At 67.3% G+C, this 22,340-nt stretch carries 19 protein-coding genes and 1 pseudogene; 6 read left to right on the forward strand and 14 right to left on the reverse strand.

What is annotated here, in order from left to right; translation table 11 throughout:
- Positions 1 to 290 precede the first annotated feature (290 nt).
- The 6 genes from rodA (OC373_RS06625) to OC373_RS06650 all read right to left on the reverse strand — a co-directional run bounded on the left by rodA (OC373_RS06625) (position 291) and on the right by OC373_RS06650 (position 7,532).
- Complete coding sequence (rodA, locus tag OC373_RS06625) at positions 291 to 1,391, reverse strand: rod shape-determining protein RodA (protein WP_019186039.1); 1,101 nt, start codon at positions 1,389 to 1,391, stop codon at positions 291 to 293.
- 166 nt (positions 1,392 to 1,557) lie between these two features.
- Complete coding sequence (gene rodA / locus OC373_RS06630) at positions 1,558 to 2,670, reverse strand: rod shape-determining protein RodA (protein WP_019186040.1); 1,113 nt, start codon at positions 2,668 to 2,670, stop codon at positions 1,558 to 1,560.
- Positions 2,667 to 4,721 (reverse strand): penicillin-binding protein 2, encoded by a 2,055-nt coding sequence (mrdA, locus tag OC373_RS06635; RefSeq protein ID WP_261997310.1) that lies wholly within the window; start codon positions 4,719 to 4,721, stop codon positions 2,667 to 2,669. The genes rodA (OC373_RS06630) and mrdA overlap by 4 nt, the downstream gene beginning before the upstream one ends.
- A gap of 1 nt (position 4,722) precedes the next feature.
- Positions 4,723 to 5,208, reverse strand: a complete 486-nt coding sequence (mreD, locus tag OC373_RS06640; RefSeq protein WP_261997311.1) for a rod shape-determining protein MreD — start codon at positions 5,206 to 5,208, stop codon at positions 4,723 to 4,725.
- Positions 5,205 to 6,332 (reverse strand): rod shape-determining protein MreC, encoded by a 1,128-nt coding sequence (gene mreC, locus OC373_RS06645; protein WP_261997312.1) that lies wholly within the window; start codon positions 6,330 to 6,332, stop codon positions 5,205 to 5,207. Before mreC ends, mreD begins: the two co-directional genes overlap by 4 nt.
- 153 nt (positions 6,333 to 6,485) lie before the next feature.
- Positions 6,486 to 7,532, reverse strand: a complete 1,047-nt coding sequence (locus tag OC373_RS06650) for a rod shape-determining protein (protein ID WP_019186044.1) — start codon at positions 7,530 to 7,532, stop codon at positions 6,486 to 6,488.
- Positions 7,533 to 7,807: 275 nt separating this feature from the next.
- Between OC373_RS06650 and OC373_RS06655 the strand changes: the two genes are divergently transcribed.
- The gene (locus OC373_RS06655; RefSeq protein ID WP_070425958.1) at positions 7,808 to 8,746 is read left to right on the forward strand and encodes a carbohydrate kinase family protein; all 939 of its coding nucleotides are present in this window, start codon (positions 7,808 to 7,810) and stop codon (positions 8,744 to 8,746) included.
- Positions 8,747 to 8,963: 217 nt separating this feature from the next.
- Here OC373_RS06655 and OC373_RS06660 read toward each other — a convergent pair whose 3' ends face one another.
- From OC373_RS06660 to OC373_RS06670, 3 genes are all read right to left on the reverse strand, one after another.
- On the reverse strand, positions 8,964 to 9,536 hold the full coding sequence (locus OC373_RS06660; RefSeq protein WP_083279925.1) for an HAD family hydrolase: 573 nt from the start codon (positions 9,534 to 9,536) through the stop codon (positions 8,964 to 8,966).
- Positions 9,537 to 9,571: 35 nt separating this feature from the next.
- Positions 9,572 to 10,303 carry a hypothetical protein gene (locus OC373_RS06665; protein WP_046274248.1) on the reverse strand — a complete coding sequence of 244 codons (732 nt, stop codon included), beginning with the start codon at positions 10,301 to 10,303 and terminating at the stop codon, positions 9,572 to 9,574.
- Between the two features lie 94 nt (positions 10,304 to 10,397).
- The gene (locus OC373_RS06670; protein ID WP_261997313.1) at positions 10,398 to 11,444 is read right to left on the reverse strand and encodes an MBL fold metallo-hydrolase; all 1,047 of its coding nucleotides are present in this window, start codon (positions 11,442 to 11,444) and stop codon (positions 10,398 to 10,400) included.
- 131 nt (positions 11,445 to 11,575) lie between these two features.
- On the opposite strand from OC373_RS06670, the gene OC373_RS06675 reads away from it, so the two are divergent.
- A complete protein-coding gene (locus tag OC373_RS06675) occupies positions 11,576 to 12,196 on the forward strand; it encodes a TetR/AcrR family transcriptional regulator (protein WP_261997314.1) in 621 nt (206 codons plus the stop codon).
- 71 nt (positions 12,197 to 12,267) lie between these two features.
- On the opposite strand, the gene OC373_RS06680 is transcribed toward OC373_RS06675, so the two are convergent.
- From OC373_RS06680 to ubiE, 3 genes are all read right to left on the reverse strand, one after another.
- Positions 12,268 to 14,208, reverse strand: a complete 1,941-nt coding sequence (locus OC373_RS06680; RefSeq protein WP_261997315.1) for a M1 family metallopeptidase — start codon at positions 14,206 to 14,208, stop codon at positions 12,268 to 12,270.
- 83 nt (positions 14,209 to 14,291) lie between these two features.
- Complete coding sequence (locus OC373_RS06685; RefSeq protein ID WP_070425963.1) at positions 14,292 to 15,158, reverse strand: GGDEF domain-containing protein; 867 nt, start codon at positions 15,156 to 15,158, stop codon at positions 14,292 to 14,294.
- Positions 15,159 to 15,226: 68 nt separating this feature from the next.
- Positions 15,227 to 15,988, reverse strand: coding sequence for a bifunctional demethylmenaquinone methyltransferase/2-methoxy-6-polyprenyl-1,4-benzoquinol methylase UbiE (ubiE, locus tag OC373_RS06690; RefSeq protein WP_261997316.1), 762 nt, complete (start codon positions 15,986 to 15,988; stop codon positions 15,227 to 15,229).
- Positions 15,989 to 16,067: 79 nt separating this feature from the next.
- On the opposite strand from ubiE, the gene OC373_RS06695 reads away from it, so the two are divergent.
- The 4 genes and pseudogenes from OC373_RS06695 to OC373_RS06710 all read left to right on the forward strand — a co-directional run bounded on the left by OC373_RS06695 (position 16,068) and on the right by OC373_RS06710 (position 17,822).
- On the forward strand, positions 16,068 to 16,520 hold the full coding sequence (locus OC373_RS06695) for a nucleoside deaminase (RefSeq protein ID WP_019186053.1): 453 nt from the start codon (positions 16,068 to 16,070) through the stop codon (positions 16,518 to 16,520).
- Between the two features lie 254 nt (positions 16,521 to 16,774).
- Positions 16,775 to 17,053 carry a hypothetical protein gene (locus OC373_RS06700; RefSeq protein WP_261997317.1) on the forward strand — a complete coding sequence of 93 codons (279 nt, stop codon included), beginning with the start codon at positions 16,775 to 16,777 and terminating at the stop codon, positions 17,051 to 17,053.
- A 62-nt stretch (positions 17,054 to 17,115) separates the two neighbouring features.
- The gene (locus tag OC373_RS06705; protein WP_019186055.1) at positions 17,116 to 17,448 is read left to right on the forward strand and encodes a hypothetical protein; all 333 of its coding nucleotides are present in this window, start codon (positions 17,116 to 17,118) and stop codon (positions 17,446 to 17,448) included.
- A 76-nt stretch (positions 17,449 to 17,524) separates the two neighbouring features.
- Positions 17,525 to 17,822 (forward strand): annotated as a pseudogene (locus OC373_RS06710) (low affinity iron permease family protein).
- Positions 17,823 to 17,861: 39 nt separating this feature from the next.
- Here OC373_RS06710 and OC373_RS06715 read toward each other — a convergent pair.
- Both OC373_RS06715 and smeE read right to left on the reverse strand, forming a co-directional pair.
- The gene (locus tag OC373_RS06715) at positions 17,862 to 19,262 is read right to left on the reverse strand and encodes an efflux transporter outer membrane subunit (protein ID WP_261997319.1); all 1,401 of its coding nucleotides are present in this window, start codon (positions 19,260 to 19,262) and stop codon (positions 17,862 to 17,864) included.
- Positions 19,255 to 22,340: multidrug efflux RND transporter permease subunit SmeE (gene smeE / locus OC373_RS06720; RefSeq protein ID WP_261997320.1), on the reverse strand; the 3,086-nt coding region annotated here is incomplete at its 5' end. The genes smeE and OC373_RS06715, both read right to left, overlap by 8 nt.

The following is a 22,340-nucleotide window of genomic DNA, read 5'->3' on the forward strand; positions in this document are numbered from 1 at the left end:
AACCGGACCTGATCGGCAGCGGCGCGGCGCGCATCTCCCCAGCGCGCGCTTCGCCCCTCTGCCTGTGAGGTCAACTACTCCCCGCCAGACTCCCCCTCCGCGATGCTTGGCTCAGCGCGTCGTTGTTGGCGGGCCGCCATTGTGCAGGCCGTTTACGACAAGTCCATTGATCGAGATCAAGTCACTTCATATCTGTGCGCCACTTCTCACTTTTGCCCGCGCGCGTTGACAACGTGTGCACCTGAAACCGTTTCCCCATGGGTGCCCGCGCAGCGGCTGCGCAAACTCGCTCATGTGGCGTGCACCGGCTGGTGCTGTCGTGCGGCCATGACCAGCCCGAAACTGGCCAGCAGCGAGACCGCCGAGGTGCCGCCATAGCTGATCAGCGGCATCGGCACGCCCACCACCGGCAGCAGGCCGGAGATCATGCCGCCGTTGACCAGCACATAGACGAAGAACACCAGGCCGGTGGTGCCCACCAACAGGCGCGAGTAGCCACAGCGCGATTGGCTGGCGATCCACAGGCAGCGCGCGGTGACGAACAGGAACAGGCTGAGCACCACTGCCACGCCGACCCAGCCGAACTCCTCGGCCAGCACCGAAAAGGCGAAGTCGGTGGTGTACTCGGGCAGGAAATCCAGCGTGGCCTGGGTCCCCTGCCCCCAGCCTTTGCCGTGCATGCCGCCCGAGCCGATCGCGATCTTGGACTGGATGATGTTCCAGCCGGTGCCCAGTGGATCGTTCTCCGGGTACAGGAAGGTCAGCACACGATCCTTCTGGTACTGGCGCAGCAGCCCGAACCACGCCAGCGGCGCAGCGACCGACAGCCCGCCCAGAGCCACGGCCATCCACCACCAGCGCAGGCCCGCCAACAGCAGCGCGAACACCCCGCTGGCGGTCACCAGCGTGGCGGTGCCGAGGTTGGGCTGCAGCAGGATCAGCACGGCGGGGCCACCGATCAGCATCGCGGCGGTGAGTACCGCACGCGGCCGCGGCGGCAACGGCTGTTTGTGCAGGTACCAGGCCATCATCATCGGCAGGCTCAGCTTGAGCAGCTCGGAGGGCTGCAGGTAGAACACGCCCAGGTTCAACCAGCGCTGGCCGTATTTGCCGGTGCCCACCACATACACCGCCAGCAGCGGCAGCAGGGACAGGGTGTAGATCCACGGCGACCACGCGCGCAGTTCCACCACCGGCAGCCGCGACAGCCCCCACAGGGCGGCAAGCCCGGCGCCGTAGCGCATCGCCTGCGCATGCACGGGCCCGTCCACGCTGTGCAGCACGGCCAGGCCGGCCACCATCAGCAGGCACAAGGCGCCCAGCAGCGGCAGGTCCAGCGTGCGGAAGAAGAAATGGAACACGGCGCGTGCGCGCTGCAGTAGTTCAACCATGCGGACGACTCCTGTGGATGACGCGACGCACAGCAGGAGGCGACACGGCGAACAGAAAGCGGACCCGCGATGCGGGCCGGCGCGAGCGCAGGACCGTAACACGCGTGGGCACCCCAATCCTTAGCCGACACGTACCGCCGGTGCGCGGCGTACGCATCGCGCGCACTCAGCCGTAGCCGCCGTGCACCGGATTGTGGCGACGCACGGCCATCACCAGGCCGAAGCCGGCCAGCAGCGATACCGCCGAGGTGCCGCCGTAACTGATCAAGGGCATCGGCACGCCCACCACCGGCAACAAACCGGAAATCATGCCGCCGTTGACCAGCACATACACGAAGAACGCCAGCCCGGTCGCGCCGGCCAGCAGCCGTGAATAGGTATCGCGCGACTGCGAGGCGATCCACAGGCAGCGCCCGATCACCACCAGGTACAGGGCGAGCACGATGGCCACGCCGATCCAGCCGAACTCTTCACTGAGCACGGAGAAGGCGAAGTCGGTGGTCTGTTCGGGAATGAAGTTCAGGTGCGACTGCGAGCCCTGGCCCCAGCCCTTGCCATCGAAGCCGCCTGAGCCGATCGCGATCTTGGACTGGATGATGTTCCAGCCCGCACCGAGCGCATCGCTCTCCGGGTCCATGAACATCATGATGCGGTCCTTCTGGTACGGGCGCAGCAGCCAGAACCAGGCCACCGGCGCGGCCGCGGCAACCCCGCCGACCGCCACGCCCACCCACCACCACGGCAGCCCGGCCAGCAGCAGCACGAACGCGCCACTGGCGGCGATCAACACGCCGGTGCCGAAATCCGGCTGCAGCATCACCAGCCCGGTCGGCACGCCGATGATCACCGCACTGGTCAGCACCGTGGAGAAACGTGGCGGCAGCGGCATGCGATGCAGGTACCAGGCCACCATCATCGGCAGGCTGACCTTGAGCAGCTCGGCCGGCTGCAGGTAGAACAGCTTCAGATCCAGCCACTGCCGGCCGTACTTGCCGGTGCCCAGCACGAACACGGCCAGCAGCGGAATCATCGACACCGCGTAGATCAGGGGCGTGGCCGAGCGGATGCGCAGGATCGAGACCCGCGAAATCGCCCACATCGCGGCCAGGCCGACCGCGAAACGCGCGCCCTGCGCGAACACCAGGCCGTCGCCACCGGCGCTCTTGAGCACCGCCAGGCCGATCAGCATCAGCGCGCCCAATGCCAGGCAAAGCACCCAGTCCAGCGAGCTGCTGAAGCGGACGGCCATATCGACCGCCCAGCGCAGGAAGACCTTCATCGGGGCCGCTCCGGTGCGGTCGGGGGCGCGGTGGCACTGGGCACGGGCGCGCCGGGTTCCGGCGCAGGCGCAGGCACGCCCACCACGACCGGCAGCAGCTCCAGCGCAGCGACGGCGGCATCGCCGGCCTCGCGGGCCGCGCCATCACCACCATCGAAGGCGGTGATGCCGATCGCGGTCGTGCCGCGCTCGCTGTCCAGCGGTTCCAGGCCGTCGGGCATCTTGCCGAGCAGCCAGGCATCGAAAATCTTGCGTGCGATCGGTGCCGCCGCCGAGCCGCCGTAACCACCGCCCTCGACCGCGATCGCCACCGCGATGACCGGGTTGTCGGCCGGCGCGAAGCCCACGAACAGTGCGCGGTGGCGCAGGTGCAGTGGCAGGCTGCGCGGGTTGACCGCGGCCGTGCCACGGCGGCTGATCACCTGCGCGGTACCGGTCTTGCCGGCCATCACATACGGCGCGCCCGCAGCCGCACGCGCACCACTGCCGCCCGGCTGCATGGTGCCCATCATGCCCTCGCGCACCGCCTGCAGATTGCTCGGCGTGGGGCTGATCGGCTTGCTTTCGCCCGGCGGCGTTGCGGTCCAGTCCGCGTCGAAGCCGGCCCGCTGCTGCATCACCAGGTGCGGCTGGCGCAGGTGGCCATCGGCGATCCCGGCCACGCCATGCACCAGCTGCAGCGGAGTGACCTTCCAGTCGCCCTGGCCGATGCTGACGTTGACCGTGTCGCCGGGATACCAGCGTTCTTTTCTCGATTTGTACTTGGCCGCCGGCGAAGGCAGGATGCCGCCGATCTCGCCGGTCAGGTCGATGCCGGTCGGCGCACCGAACCCGTAATAGCCCATGTAGTGGTCAAAGCGTTCGATGCCCAGATCCAGCGCGAGCTTGTAGTAGTACGTGTTGACCGACTGGGTGATCGACTTGCGCAGATCGGTCCAGCCATGCCCGCCACGGTTGGCATCGCCCCAGCCGCGCGAGGTGCCCGGCAGATAGAACATGCCGGTGGAGAGGATCTTGTCCTCCGGCCGGCGCACGCCACTGTCCAGCCCGGCCAGGCCGATCAACGGCTTGATCGTGGAGCCCGGCGCGACGCCGCCCAGCACCAGGCGGTTGAACTGCGGCCGCGACGGGTTGTCGTTGAGCGCCTTGAAATCAGCGTGCGAGATGCCGTTGACGAACAGGTTGGGGTCGTACGAGGGCAGGCTGACCATCGCCAGTACCTCGCCGGTGCGCGGGTCCATCGCCACCGCTGCGCCCTCGAACTCGCCGAAGGCGGCGACCATCGCACGCTGCAGATCGGCATCGATGGACAGCCGCAGATCGCTGCCGGACTGCGCCGCGACCCGGCCGATGGTGCGGATCGCGCGGCCCTGCACGTTGGTCTCGACCTGCTCGTAACCGACCTTGCCGCGCAGCTGCTGCTCGTAATAGCGCTCCAGCCCGGACTTGCCGATGTGGGTCAGTGCGGCATTGCCCTCGCCCAGCATCTCCAGGTCTTTGTCATCCACCCGGCCCACGTAGCCGATGATGTGCGCGAACAGATCGCCATAGGGATAGCGACGGGTCAGGTACGGCTCCAGCTCCACGCCGGGAAAGCGCCAGCGGTCCACCGCGAAGCGCGCCATCTCCTCATCGGTGACGCGCAGCTTGAGCGTGACCGGCAGGAAACTGCGGCGTGCCTTGCGCGACTTGTTGAAGGTCTCGATGTCTTCCGGGCTGAGCGCGAGGATCCTGGACAGGCCGGCCAGGGTGGCGTCCATGTCCTTGACCTTGTCCGGGGTGATGTCCAGGCGGAACGCCGGCACGTTCTCGGCCAGCAGCCGGCCGTTGCGGTCGTAGATCATCCCGCGCCCGGGCACCACCGGCCGCGGCTTGATCCGGTTGGCCTCCGAGCGCGTGGCGTAGATGTCGTGGTCCATCACCTGCAGCTTGAAGTACCAGCCGCCCAGCCCGATCAGGCATACCAGCACGCCGAGGAAGCCCAGCGCGGCGCGGCGCCGGAACTGTTCTGCCTCGGCATGCGGATTCTTGGCCTGGCGGCGCATGTACATGTCAGCGCCCGCGTCGCCCGAAGCGCAGCGCGTCCAGCAGCACGAACACCAGCGGCCACAGCGCCATGCCCAGCAGCGGCGCCCACCAGTACGACCACGGCATGGTCGGCTCGCCCACCACGATGTGCACCACCGCGCTGACGATGCGGTCGTTGAACAGCAGCCCGCCGATCGCCAGGATTTGCTGGGACATCGGGAAGAAGCGGATCCGCGCGCGGAAGCGCTGCAGGATGAAGGTCAGGATCACCAGCCGCAGCGCCTGCTCGCCCAGCACGCCGCCATACAGCAGATCGGCGATCACGCCGCTGGCGAAGGCGATGCCCAGCCCGACCCGGTCCGGCGTTTCAATCACCCAGTAGGCCAGCACCAGCGCCAGCCAGTACGGCCGCAGCGGCTGCAGCAGGGCCGGCAACGGCAGCAGGCCGAGCAGCAGCGCTACCACCAGACTGACCGGCAGCACCCAGGGTTTGTCGCGCAGGCGGCTCATGGCCGGTTCTCCACGGGTTCGGCCTGCCGAGCATGGCTCGGCACTACCGTGGATTCGGCTGCGGCACGGCGCGGAACGGTCACCGGTACCGGTGCGGCCGGACCGGGCCGGTTGGCCTGTGGTGCATTGGCGGGCGCCGCCGCAGGTGCCGTCGTGGCCGGGGATGAACCCGCCGGAGTGGTACTGGCCGGCGCGGCGGTGCCGGCCGGCGTGCCCTCCTGCAGCGGCGCGGCGGCCGGTCCACCGGCTTCGCTGGCATCGCGGCGCAGGTTCGGCGGCAGGTGGATTGCTTCACCCGGGCGCAGCAGCAGCACGTCGCGGCCACGGTCCAGCTGGGCGGCCGGCTTCAGTTCGCCGACCAGGAAGGCATGGGTGTCATCCGGACGCAGGGCGGTGATGCTGCCGACCGGGAAGCCGGCCGGGAAACGACCGCCCAGCCCGGAGGTGACGATCTCATCGCCGACTTCCACCCCGGCACTGAGCGGGATGTCACGCAGTTCCAGCTTGTCGCCGCGGCCGTAGACGATCAGCCGCACGCCGTTGCGGGCCACGGTCACCGGCACGGCATGGTCGGGGTCGGTGAGCAGCAGCACGGTCGCGCTGTTGCCGGTGGTGGCGATCACCTGGCCCATCAGGCCGCCGGCGTCGATCACCGCCTGGCCGACATGCACGCCATCGCGGGTGCCGGCCGCCAACACCAGGCGCTGGCGCACCGGGTCCAGGTCGATATCCAGGATCGGCGCGAGCTGCACATCCAGGCCACTGCGCTCGGCCACGTTGAGCAGTTCGCGCAGCTGGGCGTTGTCCAGCGCGGCGGTCTGCAGCCGGGTCAGGCGCGCGTTGGCGATGAGCAGCTGGTTGCGCAGCTCGCGGTTCTCGCTGACCAGCTGGCCGTGGCTGGCCGCATTGTCCTTGACCTGGGTACCGAGCCGGCCCGGCAGGCCGGCCAGCGCCCACACCGGCTGCACCAGCACGTTGGCCTGCGCGCGCAGGCGCGACAGCCAGCCGGCCTGGTCATCGAGCACGATCAGGGTGATGGCCAGGGCCAGGTAAGCGAGCAGGCGCAGCGGACTGGCGGCATCGCCCTGGCGGGAGGCTACGGGAGGACCGGCGTAAGGCGGCACAGGCGTCGACTGGGAAAAGTGTGGGTGAAGCGCGTTGCAGCACAGCGCAGCGGGAACAGCATGCGAGAACGCCCCGGCGAGGCGATGCCCGGTGAGCGGGACCCACCGGCATCACGCCGCAGAGGCGCGTCCACGATACACGGCCGGTACGGCTTACTCCGGCGCAAAGAACTCGTTGCCGTGCATGTCCACCAGCTCCAGCGCACGACCGCCACCGCGGGCCACGCAGGTGAGCGGGTCATCGGCCACCTGCACGTGCAGGCCGGTCTCTTCGGAGATCAGGCGGTCCATGTCGCGCAGCAGGGCGCCACCACCGGTCAGTACGATGCCGCGCTCGGCGACGTCGGCACACAGTTCCGGCGGGGTCTGCTCCAGCGCCAGCTTGACCGCGCTGACGATGCCCGACAGCGGCTCGTGCAGGGCTTCCAGCACCTCGTTGGAGTTGATCTTGATCATCTTCGGCACGCCCTCGGCGAGGTTGCGGCCGGAGATTTCCATCTCGATCACTTCCGCCTGCGGGTAGGCGCAGCCCAGCTCGACCTTGATCCGTTCGGCGGTGGCTTCACCGATCAGCATGCCGTGGTTGCGGCGCACGTAGTTGGTGATCGACTCGTCGAAGCGGTCGCCACCGATGCGCACGGAGGCCGAGTAGACGATGCCGTTGAGCGAGATGACCGCCACTTCGGTGGTGCCGCCGCCGATGTCGATGACCATCGAGCCACGCGCCTCGGTGACCGGCATGCCGGCGCCGATCGCGGCAGCCATGGGCTCTTCGATCAGGAACACATCACGCGCACCGGCCTCCTCGGCCGATTCCTTGATGGCGCGGCGCTCGACCTGGGTCGAGCCGGCCGGCACGCAGACCAGCACGCGCGGGCTCGGGCGCAGGAAGCGCGACTTGTGGACCTTCTTGATGAAGTGCTTGAGCATCGCCTCGGTGTAGGTGAAGTCGGCGATGACGCCGTCCTTCATCGGGCGGATGGTGGTGATATGGCCCGGGGTACGGCCCAGCATCTGCTTGGCTTCGGCGCCTACGGCAGCCACGGAACGGGTACCACCGATGGCACGGTCCTGGCGCACGGCCACGACCGACGGCTCGTTCAGCACGATCCCCTGCCCACGCACGTAGATGAGGGTGTTGGCCGTGCCCAGGTCGATGGACAGGTCATTGGAGAACATGCCACGCAGTTTCTTGAACATCTGGGAGTTGATCCTGAGGGGTGTCGCGCCCAACGCGGGATGGCGAAAAAATGGGCAGAATTCGAGGCCGACAAGCCTAGCAATCCCCCTGTGCGCGAGCAAGGACAAATCTGGCCGAAAGCCAGCCTTCACGGCCATTCAGGCCAATCCGGACAGCCCGGGTTCTGGCCCAAAGCCGCCTCACCCGTTAACCTTTGCGCCGCAGGGCGCCGCAGGGCGCCGTTTCGTTGCCCGCCCGACGGGCCTCAAACCCCCTTCCGCATAGGCCTTACTCGATGTCCGCTTTGATCTGTGGTTCTCTTGCCTTCGACACCATCATGGTGTTTCCGGACCAGTTCAAGAATCACATCCTGCCGGACAAGGTGCACATCCTGAATGTGTCGTTCCTGGTGCCGCGCATGCGTCGTGAGTTCGGCGGGTGCGCCGGCAACATCGCCTACAACCTGTACCTGCTGGGCGGCGAGCCGATCCCGATGGGCACCGTGGGCTCGGACTTCGGCCCGTACCGCGAGTATTTCCAGGGCCTGGGCATCGACCTGAGCCGGGTCAAGGTGATCGATGAGCTGTTCACCCCGCAGGCGTTCATCACCACCGACCACGACAACAACCAGATCACCGCCTTCCACCCGGGCGCGATGATGCGCTCCTACGAGAACCACGTGAAGGATGTGCCGGGCGTGACCCTGGGCCTGGTCGGCCCGGACGGGCGCGAGGGCATGATCCAGAATTCGCAGGAGTTCTTCGACGGCGGCGTGCCGTTCATCTTCGACCCGGGCCAGGCCATGCCGCTGTTCAACGGCCCGGAGCTGCGCACCTTCATCGAGCAGGCCGACTATGTCGTGGTCAACGACTACGAGTCCAACCTGCTGCAGGAGCGCACCGGCTGGGATGAAAAGGAGATCGTGAGCCGGGTCAAGGCCTACATCACCACCCGCGGGCCGAAGGGCGCGGTCATCCACACCCCGGAAAAGACCTATGACATCCCGCCGGCGCACGAGCGCCGCGTGGTGGACCCGACCGGCTGTGGCGATGCGTTCCGCGCCGGGCTGATCTACGGCATCGAGAAGGGCTATGACTGGCTGACCATCGGCCGCATGGGCAACCTGATGGGCGCGCTGAAGGTCGAGCACCCGGGCACCCAGAACCAGCGCTTCACGTTCGATGAGTTCAATGAGCAGTTCAAGCAGCAATTCGGCTACGCGCTTAGCGTTTGATCGCATTGCGATCAAACGCGGCCCACGATTCGCCAAAGCGAATCGCGGGTCCCAATTGCATTCCACCTTATCCCCCCGCCTTCGGCGTGCCCCCTTGAACAACAAGGGGGCTCCTCTCCAGAGGGCCATCGGGGGGATTGGGTAGAGCCGGGCCATGCCTGGCTGCTTTCCGGCTCCGCCGCGCGCGGGTTGTGCGGCAGGTACTTGTCCGGGGCGATCAGGCCGGAACCTGCTTTCCTTCCCACGCCGCCAGCACCTGCCCGCAGTCGGCCAGGTGCCAGCAGGCCATGCCCGGCCAGGGGTTGTCCGGGGTGTTGACCAGCAAGGTGCGGGTGCCGGCGGCGCGGCCGCATTCCAGGTCGAAGCGATGGTCGCCGACCATCACCACCTGGGATGGAACGGCCTGCCAGCGCTCAACGAAGTACTGCAGCCCGACCGGCGACGGCTTGGGCTCGGCTTCGTCGCGGCCGATGATGTCCTCGCGGGCAAAGATGTCGCCGATACCGATCGCCTGCAGGGTCACATCGGCGAGTTCGCGCGCGTTGCGGGTGAGGATGCCCAGCCGGCAGCCCGCAGCGTGCAGCGCGCGGACCAGCGCGACGGCGCCGGGGGCGGCCTGCGCCTGCCTGGCCAGCGCGCGTTCGTGTGCGAGCAGCCAGGCATGCTTGGCCGCAGCCTCCTGCACCGGCAACGCAGCGAGGTGGGTCAGGATGTCGTCGTCCGCTGGAATCGCGAGCTCGCGTTTGATGCGCTGGAAATCATGCACCGCGATGGTCAGCGTGCCGTCCATGTCGAACACCCAGTGACGGATCGCCGCAAGCCCGCTCACTTCCACCACTGCGGCATCCTGCTCGTATCCACGCCACCGGTTTCGAACACGGCCGTGCGCGTGCCACCGGCCTTGACCGGGAACTCGATGCTGATCACCTTGGCCTTGCGCGCCAGGTTCCACAGCGCTTTCTGGTCGGTGATGAACATCGCGATCGCCTCATCGGTGTCCGGGCGCCAGGCGGCCATCGAGACCGGCTTGCCGTCATCGACGGTCACCTTGACCTGGCATTTCGGGCAGCGGAAATCGCCGGCCTGCAGCACCAGGTAGGCATGCCGCTTCCACTCGGGATGATCGCGGAACACCAGCTGCACCGGCTTGGCGCCGCTGCCATCCACGTCCACGCGTTCCTTGCTGTAGATCTGCGCAGAGGACTGGATGCCCTTGGTACCGACCGGGATCTGGTTGTACTGCCACAGGGCCTGCAGCCGGCGCGTTTCGCGCGCGGCCTCGGCCTTGGCCTTGACCTCGGCGTAGCCCGGTTCGATCCGCGCGGCGACATCGGTGTCCTTGTACTGGTCCAGCAGCGAGCCACCATGGATGCGGGCACGCTCCCAATCCTGCGCGGCGACGGCCATGTCGTACTGCTTGGCCACGCCTTCGGCCTTTTCTTCCTGCTGCGCCTTGGCGGCGGCCGCGGCGGCCTGCTGCGCCTGGCGTTCGGCTTCGGGGTTGCTGCAGGCGGCCAGCGCGAAGGCGCAGGCTGCTACCAGGATCAGTCGTTTCATCGCGTGCTCCGTGTTGGTCGATGGCGCACAAGGCGCCTGCGCCTACTTTATCGCCAAGCGGTGCATGCCAGCGTCGCCGCGATGGCGGCCTGCCTTACTTTGCGGTCGGCTGTCCTTCGCGCCACCAATGGGTGGACGGTGCCGGTGCGCGGATATCCAGGCGTTCTCCCATGTGTGGCGCGGTCAGCGGCACGCCCTGCGCCTGCGCCAGCGCGGTGATGCGCTCGAAGGGTTCGGTCCACGGGTGCAGCGCGAGGTCGAAGGTGCCGTTGTGGATCGGCATCAGCACCTTGCCGCGCACATCCAGATGCGCCTGCAGGCTCTGTTCGGGCTGCATGTGCACGTCCGGCCAATCCGCGCCGTAGGCACCGGTTTCAATCATGGTCAGGTCGAACGGGCCGTAACGTTCGCCGATCCGGGCAAAGCCATCGAAGTAGCCGGTGTCGCCGCTGAAGAAGATCCGGGTCTGCCCCGTATCGATCACCCACGAGGCCCACAGCGTGCGGTTGCCGTCGGCCAGGGTGCGTCCGGAGAAGTGCTGGGCCGGCGTCGCGACGATCTTCAGGCCTTCCACGCGGGTGTCCTGCCACCAGTCCAGCTGCACGACCTTCGCCGCCGGTACGCCCCAGGCGATCAGGCGGTCGCCCACGCCCAGCGCCGTGACGAAGTGCTGCACCTTGGGTGCCAGCGCCTGGATCGCGTCGTGGTCGAGATGGTCGTAATGGTCATGCGAGATGATCACGCCGGTGATCGGCGGCAGTTCGTCGATCGTGAGCGGCGGCGCATGGAAGCGCTTGGGGCCCATGAACGACATCGGCGAGGCACGCTCGGAAAATACCGGGTCGGTCAGCCAGAAGTGCCCGTCCAGCTTCATCAGCAGGGTCGAATGCCCCAGCCGCCACAGGCTGTCATCGGGCGCATCGAGCAGGGCCTGGCGGGTCAGGGCCTGCACCGGGATGGGCGCCAACGGGCTGGCGTCGGCCGGCTTGTTGAACAGGAAGCGCCACATCACCCCGACCGTGCGGAAGAAGCCGAGATCGGTCTTGCCGGTGGGGTTGTGGAAGCGCCCGTCGCCGAACTGGGGCGACTGGTCATAGGCGGCCGCCGGGCGGGCACCGCAGGTCAACAGGCCAATGGACATGGCGATCAACACCGTCAGAAGGAGGAGGATGCGAGGCAGGCGACGTTTCATGCGGGGCGTGCCCAGAAAAGTACACCGGCGAGTTTACTTGCCTTTTCCGAAAAGTAAACTGAACGGTGTAAAATGGCCGCATGAGCCCCTCCGACCGCCCCACCCGCCTGACCGACCGCAAGCGTGCGGCCATCCTGGAGGCAGCGGTGGCCGAGTTCCGCGCGTTCGGTTTCGCCGGCACCAGCATGGACCGCATCGCGGCCACGGCCGAGGTTTCCAAGCGCACCGTCTACAACCACTTCGCCAGCAAGGACGAGTTGTTCACCGCGATCCTGTGGCAGCTGTTCGAGGCCAGCCAGGCGCTGGATGTCGTGCCCTACGATCCGGCACGGCCGCTGCGCGATCAGTTGCTGGTCTTCGCGGCCCGGAAGATGCGCCTGCTCGACGACCCCGGCTTCATCGATCTGTCCCGGGTGGCGATGGCCGAACTGGTACACACGCCCGAACGGGCGCGCGCGATGATGGACAAGCTGGCCGAGAAGGAAGAAGGCCTGACGGGCTGGATCCGCGCCGCCCAGGCCGATGGCCGGCTGCGCGAGGAGATGCCGCCAGCCGAAGCTGCGCATCAGTTGCAGGCGATGCTCAAGGCCTTTGCATTCTGGCCGCAGATCACCTTCGGCCAGCCACCGCTCTCACCGACGCAGCAGCAGCAGGTCATGCACGACTGCGTGGACATGTTCCTGGCGGTGCGCGCGCTGTGAGCACTGCCGCCCAGGCATGAAAAAACGGCGGGTTTCCCCGCCGTTTTTTGTTCAACCGATACGTGTGGCGATTACGGCTTGGCCGTGCCCGCCTCGGCCTTGTCCAGCATGTCCTGGACCGAACCGGTGGTGATCGGGTGGTAGCCCGGCTTGGCCTTGGCGAAGGCCGCCTTGGCGAAGGCCAGGCCTTCCGGCGTCTTCACCAGTTCGGCGTAGATCGGCATGATCAGCTTGCGGCGACCGACGCGCTCGATGAACGCACCGGCGGCTTCGTTGGCCTCGCTGTAGCCACTGCGGATCGTCAGCGGGTACCAGCGCATCGCGATCTCGCCGTTGGCGGTGCCGGTGAAGTGGTACGCCTTGTCCAGCGCGGCGAGCTTCTCCACCGGCAGGGTCTTGCCCAGGCCGTCGATGAAGTGCACCCATTCCTGGGTGCCCCACTCGCCGGTGATCTGCGCGTTCGGCAGCGTGTTGCTGCCCTGCCAGGCGATGCGGGCGGTATCGACGATGGAGAAGTTGCGCGAGCGGGCCTTGGTCGCGAACGACGGAATGCCCGGCTCGTCCAGCCACGCCTTCAGCTCGGCATCGGTGACGGCGCCGGGCTTCTTGGACAGCAGGTTCTTCTTCAGGTACTCGATGAACTGGTCGGTGTTCGCGCTCTGGAAGGCATGGTCATCGAACCAGCCACGCAGGAACGGGTCGAAGGTCTCGCGGCCGAAGCGCTGTTCCAGGAACTGCAGGAACCACGCACCCTTGACGTAGGCGACCTGGCTCAACGCCTCGTCCGGGTCACGCTCGCTCAGCGGCGGCAGCGCCAGGGCCTGGTCGGCCGGGCTCATGTCCTTCACTTCGGCGAGCAGATCGTTCTGGTCGATCTCGCGCTCCATCTCGGCCATCTCCTGGCCATACAGCGCCTCGGTGATGCGGCCCTGCACGTAGGTGGTGAAGCCTTCGTTGAGCCAGATGTCCTTCCAGCTGGCGTTGGTCACCAGGTTGCCCGACCAGCTGTGCGCCAGTTCATGGGCGACCAGCGAAACCAGCGACTTGTCGCCGACGATCACGGTCGGGGTGGCGAAGGTCAGGCGCGGGTTTTCCATGCCACCGAACGGGAACGACGGCGGCAGCACCAGCATGTCGTAGCGGCCCCAGCGGTACTCGCCGTAAAGCTTCTCGGCGGCGCCGATCATCTTCTCGGTGTCTTCGAACTCCTTGGCGGCCTTGCCGACCATGGTCGGTTCGGCCCACACGCCGGAGCGGCCGGAGATCGGCTCGAACACCAGGTCGCCGGCGGCGATGGCCAGCAGGTAGGACGGGATCGGCTGCGGCATCTTGAAGGTGTAATCACCGTCACGCGCAGCCTTGGGATCGTTGTCGGCGCTCATCAGCACCATCACGTCCGGACGCGAGGCCACGTGCGCGCTGTAGGTGAAGCGCACGCTCGGGGTGTCCTGCAGCGGCACCCAGGAACGGGCGTGGATCGCCTGCGACTGGCTGAACATGAAGGGCAGCTTCTTGCCCTCGGTCATCGACGGCTCCAGCCACTGCAGGCCCGAGGCGGTCGGCGCGGTGTGATACGTGATCACGACCTTGGCCGGCTGGTCCGGCGTATCGATGCTCAGCTTGCTGCCGAACACCTTGTCGGCTGGCGCCAGTACGAACGGCAGCGGCGCAGTCTTGCCGTCGGCGGCGATCGCCTCGACCTTCTCCACGGTCAGCTCGCGGGTGTCCAGCACCAGCTGCTTGGCCGCCTTGTCCTTCCACTCCAGCGTGTAGGTCGCGGTGCCGCCGATCTGCTTGCTGTCGAAGTCCAGCTTCAGGTCCAGCGCGATGTCCTTGACGACGACCTTGTCCGGCTCGGCGTAGGAGCTTTCATCGTGGCTGCGGCTGTCGGCTTTCATGGCAGTGCTCGCCGGGGCGTTGGCAGTGGGATCGACGGTCGGAGCCGCCGGTTCTTTGGAGCAGCCGGACGCCAGGGCGACGGCGAGGGGAATCAACAGGAACGGAGATCGCATGAATCGGGACCGATCAGGGTGAAACGACCAGTTTACCCCCTGTCTCCGGCGCCCGCGCAGGCCATGCGTGGCGGTTCGCGCATTCAGTCCTCGGCGCGCAGCAGCCGCCCGCCCCCGGCGTACTTGGCCCGGTACATGGCCGCATCGGCGCGCCGGTAGGCCTCGCGCAGGTCATCACCGGGGCGATACCGGGCTGCGCCGGCACTGGCTTTGACCGGCGGCTCGCCAGCGCGCGCCGGTGCCGCCAGCTGTGCGAGCCAGCGGGTGACCCGCTCGCCGGCCTCGTTGCTGTCGGCGTGTACCGCCAGCAGGAACTCATCGCCGCCCCAACGCCCGATCCAGTCCGGGCCGCGCAGCCACTGCCGCGCGGTCTCCACCAGCCGCACCAGCACCTGGTCGCCGGCCAGGTGGCCGTGGGCGTCGTTGATCGGCTTGAGGTTGTCCAGGTCGACCACGAACAGGGTCAACGGGCGGGCCTGTGCGCTCGCCCACGCTGCCGAATCGGCCAGCGCCTGCTCGCAGCCGCGCCGGTTCAGGGCCTGGGTCAGCGGATCGAGCAACACGCTGCGGCGCAGATCGCGCAGGCCGGCGTCGACCCCATGCAGATTGCGGTTGATGCTGCGCAGCAGCCGGCCGATCTCGTCATGGCCCAGGTCGGGCAGGTGCGGCAGGCGCTGCTCGTCGTAGTAGGCCTCCAGCGCATCGGCCGCCTGCCGCAGCGGCGCCATCAGGCGGTACAGCGCCATCATCGCGATCGCGGTGCCGAGCAGCGTGGCCAGCAGCACCACGCCGACCACGGTCCACATCACCCCGCGCGCATAGTGGCCCGTCGCAGCCATCCACAGCAGCAGGACCAGCAGCGGGACGTGCAGGCCGAGGAACACCACCGCCATCAGCTTGGCGGTGAATGAGCGGGGAAATACGCGGGCAAGCCCGCGGTACAGGCGCATGGCAGGCCCTCTTCGACAGCCTGCCTGCAGTGTGGCCGAGCCCCCTCAGCGGGAACCGGACCGCTGTCTCAAAGTTTGTAGCCGGAGTGAATCGAAACGATGCCGCCGGTCAGGTTCTTGTAGTGGCAACGCTCGAACCCGGCTTCGGCCATCATGGCCTTGAGCTGTTCCTGCGGCGGATGCTTGCGGATGCTCTCGGCCAGGTACTGGTAGCTGTCGCCATCGCGGGCGAACAGCTGGCCCAGCCTGGGCAGGATCTTGAACGAGTGGAAATCGTAGATCGGCTTGAACCAGTCGGCGGTGACTTCGGAGAACTCCAGCACACGCGCCTGGCCGCCCACCTTGAGCACGCGGTGCATCTCGCGCAGGCCGGCTTCCTTGTCGGTGACGTTGCGCAGGCCGAAGGCGATCGTGACCAGATCGAAGCTCGCATCCGGGAACGGCAGCGCCTCGGCGTTGCACTGCACGTAGTTCAGGCCCGCGACCAGGCCGCGGTTGGTCAGCCGGTCACGGCCGACGGAGAGCATGCCGGCGTTGATGTCGCCCAGCACCACTTCACCCTCATCACCCACCCGCTCCTTGATCAGCGCGGCGATGTCGCCGGTGCCGCCGGCCAGGTCGAGCACGCGGTCGCCCGGCTTCACCTGCGCGGTGGCCACGTAGTAGCGCTTCCACGCCCGGTGGATGCCCAGGCTCATCAGATCGTTCATCAGGTCGTAGCTGCGCGCGACCGAGGTGAACACTTCGCCCACCAGCTTCTGCTTGTCCTTCGCAGCGACGTCGCGGAAGCCGAAATGGGTGGTGCCAGTCTTGTAGGGGGATTCGCTCATGGGGACGATTATCGCACCGCCGGCGCCGTTGCGGCAGGCCGACCACTATCATGAAGGCCTTCACGTCCCTGGATTGCGCATGATCACCACCCCCGACTACGCCGCCCTGCTCGAAACCGCCATCGCCGAAGCCCGCCAGGGCCTGGCCGAAGGCGGCATCCCGATCGGCGCCGCGCTGTACCACAACGACGGCCGGCTGCTCGGCTGCGGCCACAACCGCCGCGTGCAGGAAGGCGATCCGTCCGTGCACGGCGAGACCGACGCCTTCCGCAAGGCCGGCCGCCAGCGGCGCTACCAGGACACCATCATGGTGACCACCCTGGCCCCGTGCTGGTACTGCAGCGGGCTGGTGCGCCAGTTCAACATCGGCACCGTGGTGGTCGGCGAATCGGTCACCTTCCAGGGTGGCATCGAGTGGCTGCGCGAGAACGGCGTCAAGGTGATCGACATGCAGAGCCAGGCCTGCATCGACCTGCTCGGCGGCTTCATCAGCGCCCATCCCGAGGTCTGGAACGAAGACATCGGCGAGTAAGCGTCGCCGCATCCGCGCGCATATGCGTGGAAGATGCCCGCGCGGGGCCGAACGGTGGCGCGCGGGCACAGCTACGTTCTGAATGCTTCAGTGAGCAGGCCGGGCCGCAGGGCCCTGTGCCGTGGGTGTCTGCGCGTGATGCCCTCACGCACCGACGACGGTCGCCGGACACGGCGAACACGCCGCACTAACAACCGCGCTGCATGAACGGCTTAAGGTGGTTGCACAGGGGGCACCATCGTCGAGGAGACGTCATGCATGCCCGAACCCGCCGCACCTCCTCCATCGAACCCGAGCTGACCGATGCCTGGGAACGACTGCAGGTGCACTACGCACGCCACCAGAACGCCGCGCCTTTCTGGGATGCCTACCAGGCGATACAGGATGAGTTGACGCGGTCCCATCCCCAGCAACGTGTCGCCGTCTGCAACCGGCTGGCGACGCTGGCCGAGCGGCTCGGCGTGGTCCACCACGCTCATCTGCTGCGCGAGCAACGTGGCGAAAGCCGCCACACCAGCTCCACATCGCCATGACACCGCTTGCACCGCGCTCTACGCCATCATCCAGATTCCCTTCTTCCCAAACTGAAGTGACCATGTCCTCCGCCCAGATCTCCATCCCTGCCGTCATCGATGTCGACGCCGAAGTCAGCTACTGGCGCCAGCGTCATGCCGACGGCAACCTCGGGACGGGCTCGTTCGGCCATTACGTGCCGTGGATCAAATTCGCCTGCGATTCGCTGATCACGCAACCGCGTGCCAGCGATGAGCAGCGCGATGAAATGTTCCAGACCCACTATGCGCTGCAGATCATGCCGCGCCTGTCCGAAGAACAGGCACGCCAGTTCGTCGACCAGTGCTGGGAACACGTCTACCATGCCGGCCGCCAGGACCTGTCCTCGCGCCCGCGGTTGCATGCCCGGGTCTGACCCGCCCCGGCTGCACAGCGCCTGCACGGCGCCCCACCAGTGATACAGGCACCTCGGACCCGGTCTGCCGTGCCTCATGAAACTGCGCAGCCTCTTCATCCTGGTCGCCAAGAAGGCGTCCTATGCGGCGGGAACGCCGTGGACCTTCCTGGCGGCGGCCACTCAGAACGCGGATACCGCCGCGATCCAGATCAAGCTTGATGAGCTGATCCGCGCCACCAAGGGCGCCAACAACGAACTGCTCGATCTGGAAGGGCTGGACGAAGAGCGCCTGGAAGATCCGCCGCGAGTACGAACGCATGGCACGCGAGGCCGGCAATGCGCTGGACCGCGCGCGGCGCTGCCACGGCGATGGCCGCGCCGACGCCCCATGACCGACACGGGTGCGGCCGGCCGGACGCACCCGCGCAGACTTACCCGCGCTCGTGCCAGCCGCCGCCGAGCACCTTGTACAACGCCACCTGGTTGGACTGCTGCGCCAGCTGCGTGCTGACCAGCGACTGCCGCGCGGTGTAAGCGGTACGCCGTGCGTCCAGCAAGGTCAGGAAGCTGTCCAGGCCGGCGTCGTAACGCGCCTGGGACAATCGCTGCGCCTGCTCCGCCGCAGCCACCAGCGCCTGCTGCGAAGACAACTGCGCATCCAGGCTCTCGTTGAGCGCCAGTGCATCGGCCGCCTCGCGGAACCCCGACTGGATCGCCTTCTCGTACTGCGCCAGTGCGATATCGCGATCAGCGGTGGCCATGCCCAGATTCGCGCGCAGCTTGCCGCCCTGGAAGATCGGCAGGTTGAGCTTGGGAATGAAACTCCACACGCGCGTGCCGCTGTCGAACAGACCCGACAGCTCCGAGGAGGCCGAACCGATGTTGCCGGTCAGGCTGATCGACGGGAAGAACGCCGCGCGCGCGGCACCAATGTTGGCATTGGCCGAGAGCAGCACGTGCTCGGCGGCCATCACGTCCGGGCGGCGCAGCAGCACATCGCCCGGCATGCCGGCCGGCAGCGGCCGCACACTGGCCACATCGGTCACCTCGGCCTGCGGCAGCAGGGCGGCATCGACCGGCCCGCCTGCCAGCAGCACCAGTGCATTGCGGTCCTGGGCGACCTGGCCGGCAAAGCGCGCCACATCCGTGCGCGCGGTTTCCACCAGGGTGCGGGTCTGGCTGAGTTCCAGCGCCGAGGCGCCGCCAAGCTGACGGCGTGCCTCGGTCAGGCGCAGCGAATCTTCGTACGTCGCCAGCGTCGCCTGGGCGATCCGCAGCTGTTCGCTGTCCGCGCCCAGGGTCAGCCACGCATTGGCCACCTCGGCCACCAGCGACAGCTGCGCGCTGCGACGGTTGGCCGCTTCGGCGAAGTACTGCTGCAGCGCAGCCTGGCTGAGGTTGCGCACGCGGCCGAACAGATCCAGCTCGAACTCGACCACGCCGAGGTTGGCACTGAACTGCTCGGTCACCGGCGCATCACCGCCGCTGCGGGTCATCTGCCCCTGCACGCCGATCGCCGGCACGCGGTCGGCGCGCTGGATGCGGTACTGCGCCCGGGCACGCTCGACGTTGAGCACGGCCACGCGCAGGTCGCGGTTGTTCTCCAGCGACTGGCTGATCACCGCCTGCAGGCGCGGGTCGACGAAGAAATCGCGCCAGCCGATGTCGGCCACTTCCATCGGTGCAGCGGTCACTGCCCCCGTGGTGGCCGTTGCCGGCCACTGCGAGGGAATCGCCGGGGCGACTTCGGTGCTGCGTGGCTCCAGCGTCGAGCAGCCGGACAGCACCAGGCTCAAGGCCAGCGCCAGGCTGGCCATCATGGGCTTACGCATCGGAACCTCCAGCGTTCTTGCCGTACTTCTTGCGATTGAACACGCGCTGCACCACCACGAAGAACAGCGGGATGAAGAACACACCCAGCAGGGTGCCGACCACCATGCCGCCGAGCACGCCGGTACCGATGGCCTGCTGCGCGCCGGAACCGGCACCGGAGGCGATCGCCAGCGGCAGCACGCCCAGGCCGAAGGCCAGCGAGGTCATGATGATCGGGCGCAGACGGTCGCGCACGGCGTGCATCGTCGCTTCGATCAGGCCGGCGCCCTTCTCCAGGTTCTCCTTGGCGAACTCCACGATCAGGATCGCGTTCTTGCTGGTCAGGCCCACCGTGGTCAGCATCGCCACCTGGAAGTAGATGTCGCGCTCCATGCCGCGGAAGGTGTTGGCCAGCACCGCGCCGAGGATGCCCAACGGCGCCACCAGCAGCACCGAGGTCGGCACGCTCCAGCTTTCATACAGCGCAGCCAGGCACAGGAACACGATCAGCAGTGACAGCGTGTACAGCAGTGGCGTCTGCGAACCGGCCTGGCGTTCCTGGTAGGACAGCGCAGTCCACTCGATGTCGAAACCGGCCGGCAGCTGCTTGGCGAGCTTCTCCACTTCGTTCATCGCATCGCCCGAGGCCACGCCCGGGGCGGGCTCGCCCTGGATCTCCATCGCGGAGACGCCGTTGTAGCGCTCCAGGCGCGGCGAACCGTAATCCCAACGCTGGCTGGCGAAGGCCGAGAACGGCACCATCTCACCGGCGGTGTTCTTCACCGACCACAGGTTGAAGTCCTCCGGGTTCATGCGGAACGGCGCATCGGACTGCACGTACACGCGCTTGACCCGGCCACGGTCGATGAAGTCATCGATGTAGCTGCTGCCCCATGCCGCCGCCAGCGTCGTGTTGACCGCCTCCAGCGACAGGCCCAGCGCGCTGGCCTTGCCGACATCGATATCGATGCGCAGCTGCGGGGTGTCTTCCTGCCCGTTCGGGCGCACGTTGGCCAGCAGCTTGCTCTGCCCGGCCATGCCGAGCAGCTGGTTGCGTGCCTCCAGCAAGGCCTGGTGACCGGCACCGCTGGTGTCCTTCAGGAAGAAGGTATAGCCCGAGCCGATGCCCAGCTCCGGCATCGCCGGCGGCGGGAAGGCGAAGATGAAGGCGTCCTTGATCCCGCCCAGCGCGGCCATGGCCCGGCCGGTGATCGGCATCGCGCCCTGGTCGGCATCACGGTCCTTCCAGTCCTTGAGCTTGACGAAGGCCATGCCCGCGTTCTGCCCCATGCCGGCGAAGCTGAAGCCCTGCACGGAGAAGATCGACTCGATCGCGTCGGCCTCGTTCTCCATGAAGTGCTTTTCAAGCTTGTCGATCGATTCCAGGGTACGTTCCTGGGTGGCGCCGACCGGGGTCTGCACCAGCGCCATCAGGATGCCCTGGTCTTCATTGGGCAGGAACGAACTGGGCAGGCGCATGAACAGCAGGCCCATCACCAGCGCGAGCGCGGCGAACACGCCCATGAAACGCCACGGACGGCCGAGGATGCCGCGCACGCCACGCTGATACTTCGCGCTGGAGTTGTCGAAGCCGCGGTTGAACGCGTTGAAGAAACGGCCCGACCAGCCCTTGTGGGCCACGTGGTGCTCGCCCTTCTTGAGCGGCTTGAGCATGGTGGCGCACAGCGCCGGGGTCAGCACGATGGCGACCAGCACCGACAGCGCCATCGCCGAGACGATCGTGGCCGAGAACTGGCGGTAGATGACGCCGGTGGCACCGCTCATGAAGGCCATCGGCACGAACACCGCCGACAGCACCAGGCCGATGCCGACCAGCGCGCCGGTGATCTGGCTCATCGATTTGCGCGTGGCTTCCAGCGGCGAGAGGCCTTCCTCGGACATGATCCGCTCGACGTTCTCCACCACCACGATCGCGTCATCGACCAGCAGGCCGATCGCCAGCACCATCGCGAACATGGTCAACATGTTCACCGAGAAGCCCAGCGCGGCCAGGATGCCGAACGTGCCCAGCAGCACCACCGGCACCGCGATCGTCGGGATCAGGGTCGCGCGGAAGTTCTGCAGGAACAGGTACATCACCAGGAACACCAGCACGATGGCTTCGATCAGGGTCTTGATGACGCCCTTGATCGAGACCTGCACGAACGGGGTGGTGTCATACGGCACCACCGCCTTCAGGCCGGCCGGGAAGTTCGGGGCCATTTCATCCAGGGTGGCACGCACGCCGTTGGCGGTGGCCAGCGCGTTGGCGCCGGTGGCCAGGGTGATCGCGATACCCGACGACGGCTTGCCGTTGTAGCGGGTCACGAAGTCGTACGACTCGGCCCCCAGCTCCACGCGGGCCACGTCGGCCAGGCGCAGTTCGGCACCGTCCTGCGCGCTGCGCACGATGATGTTGCGGAACTGCTCCGGGGTCTGCAGGCGGTCCTGCGCGTTGATGGTGGCGTTGAGCTGCTGGCCCTTGATCGACGGCGCGCCACCGAGCTGGCCGATCGCGACCTGCGCGTTCTGCGCGGTGATCGCCGCGATCACTTCGGCGGTGGACAGCTTGTAGGTGTGCAGCTTGTTGGGGTCCAGCCAGATGCGCATGGCGTACTTGCCACCGAACACCTGGATGTTGCCCACGCCGGGCACGCGGCTCAGCGGATCGACGATGTTGGAGCCGACGTAATCGGAGATGTCGTTGGCATCCATGCTGCCGTCTTCAGACACGAAGCCGAGCACCTGCAGGAAGCCGCTGCTCGACTTGGCCACGTTGATGCCCTGGCGCTGCACTTCCTGCGGCAGCAGCGGCATGGCCAGCTGCAGCTTGTTCTGCACCTGCACCTGGGCGATGTCCGGGTCGGTGCCGCTCTGGAAGGTCAGCGTGATCGTGGCCTGGCCATTGGAGGAGCTGTTGGAGGAGAAGTAGATCAGGCCGTCCAGGCCCTTCATGTTCTGCTCGATGATCTGCGTTACCGAGTCCTCGACAACCTTGGCCGATGCACCCGGGTAGCTGGCGCTGATCTCGACGGCCGGCGGTGCCACTTCCGGGTACATCGACACCGGCAGCTTGAGCACCGCCAGGCCACCGGCGA

Origin of the sequence: Stenotrophomonas sp. Ste96 (assembly GCF_024519495.1) — a bacterium.
Taxonomy (GTDB): domain Bacteria; phylum Pseudomonadota; class Gammaproteobacteria; order Xanthomonadales; family Xanthomonadaceae; genus Stenotrophomonas; species Stenotrophomonas bentonitica_A.

Bases quoted from the DNA above. Each gene is read 5' to 3' on its own strand.
- OC373_RS06695 (WP_019186053.1), top strand. From the start codon at position 16,068: ATGATCACCACCCCCGACTACGCCGCCCTGCTCGAAACCGCCATCGCC.
- rodA (WP_019186040.1), bottom strand. From the start codon at position 2,670: ATGAAGGTCTTCCTGCGCTGGGCGGTCGATATGGCCGTCCGCTTCAGC.
- OC373_RS06675 (WP_261997314.1), top strand. From the start codon at position 11,576: ATGAGCCCCTCCGACCGCCCCACCCGCCTGACCGACCGCAAGCGTGCG.
- OC373_RS06650 (WP_019186044.1), bottom strand. From the start codon at position 7,532: ATGTTCAAGAAACTGCGTGGCATGTTCTCCAATGACCTGTCCATCGAC.
- mreD (WP_261997311.1), bottom strand. From the start codon at position 5,208: ATGAGCCGCCTGCGCGACAAACCCTGGGTGCTGCCGGTCAGTCTGGTG.
- OC373_RS06700 (WP_261997317.1), top strand. From the start codon at position 16,775: ATGCATGCCCGAACCCGCCGCACCTCCTCCATCGAACCCGAGCTGACC.
- OC373_RS06680 (WP_261997315.1), bottom strand. From the start codon at position 14,208: ATGCGATCTCCGTTCCTGTTGATTCCCCTCGCCGTCGCCCTGGCGTCC.
- OC373_RS06655 (WP_070425958.1), top strand. From the start codon at position 7,808: ATGTCCGCTTTGATCTGTGGTTCTCTTGCCTTCGACACCATCATGGTG.
- ubiE (WP_261997316.1), bottom strand. From the start codon at position 15,988: ATGAGCGAATCCCCCTACAAGACTGGCACCACCCATTTCGGCTTCCGC.
- rodA (WP_019186039.1), bottom strand. From the start codon at position 1,391: ATGGTTGAACTACTGCAGCGCGCACGCGCCGTGTTCCATTTCTTCTTC.
- OC373_RS06705 (WP_019186055.1), top strand. From the start codon at position 17,116: ATGTCCTCCGCCCAGATCTCCATCCCTGCCGTCATCGATGTCGACGCC.
- OC373_RS06670 (WP_261997313.1), bottom strand. From the start codon at position 11,444: ATGTCCATTGGCCTGTTGACCTGCGGTGCCCGCCCGGCGGCCGCCTAT.
- OC373_RS06685 (WP_070425963.1), bottom strand. From the start codon at position 15,158: ATGCGCCTGTACCGCGGGCTTGCCCGCGTATTTCCCCGCTCATTCACC.
- OC373_RS06665 (WP_046274248.1), bottom strand. From the start codon at position 10,303: ATGAAACGACTGATCCTGGTAGCAGCCTGCGCCTTCGCGCTGGCCGCC.
- OC373_RS06660 (WP_083279925.1), bottom strand. From the start codon at position 9,536: ATGGACGGCACGCTGACCATCGCGGTGCATGATTTCCAGCGCATCAAA.
- OC373_RS06715 (WP_261997319.1), bottom strand. From the start codon at position 19,262: ATGCGTAAGCCCATGATGGCCAGCCTGGCGCTGGCCTTGAGCCTGGTG.
- mrdA (WP_261997310.1), bottom strand. From the start codon at position 4,721: ATGTACATGCGCCGCCAGGCCAAGAATCCGCATGCCGAGGCAGAACAG.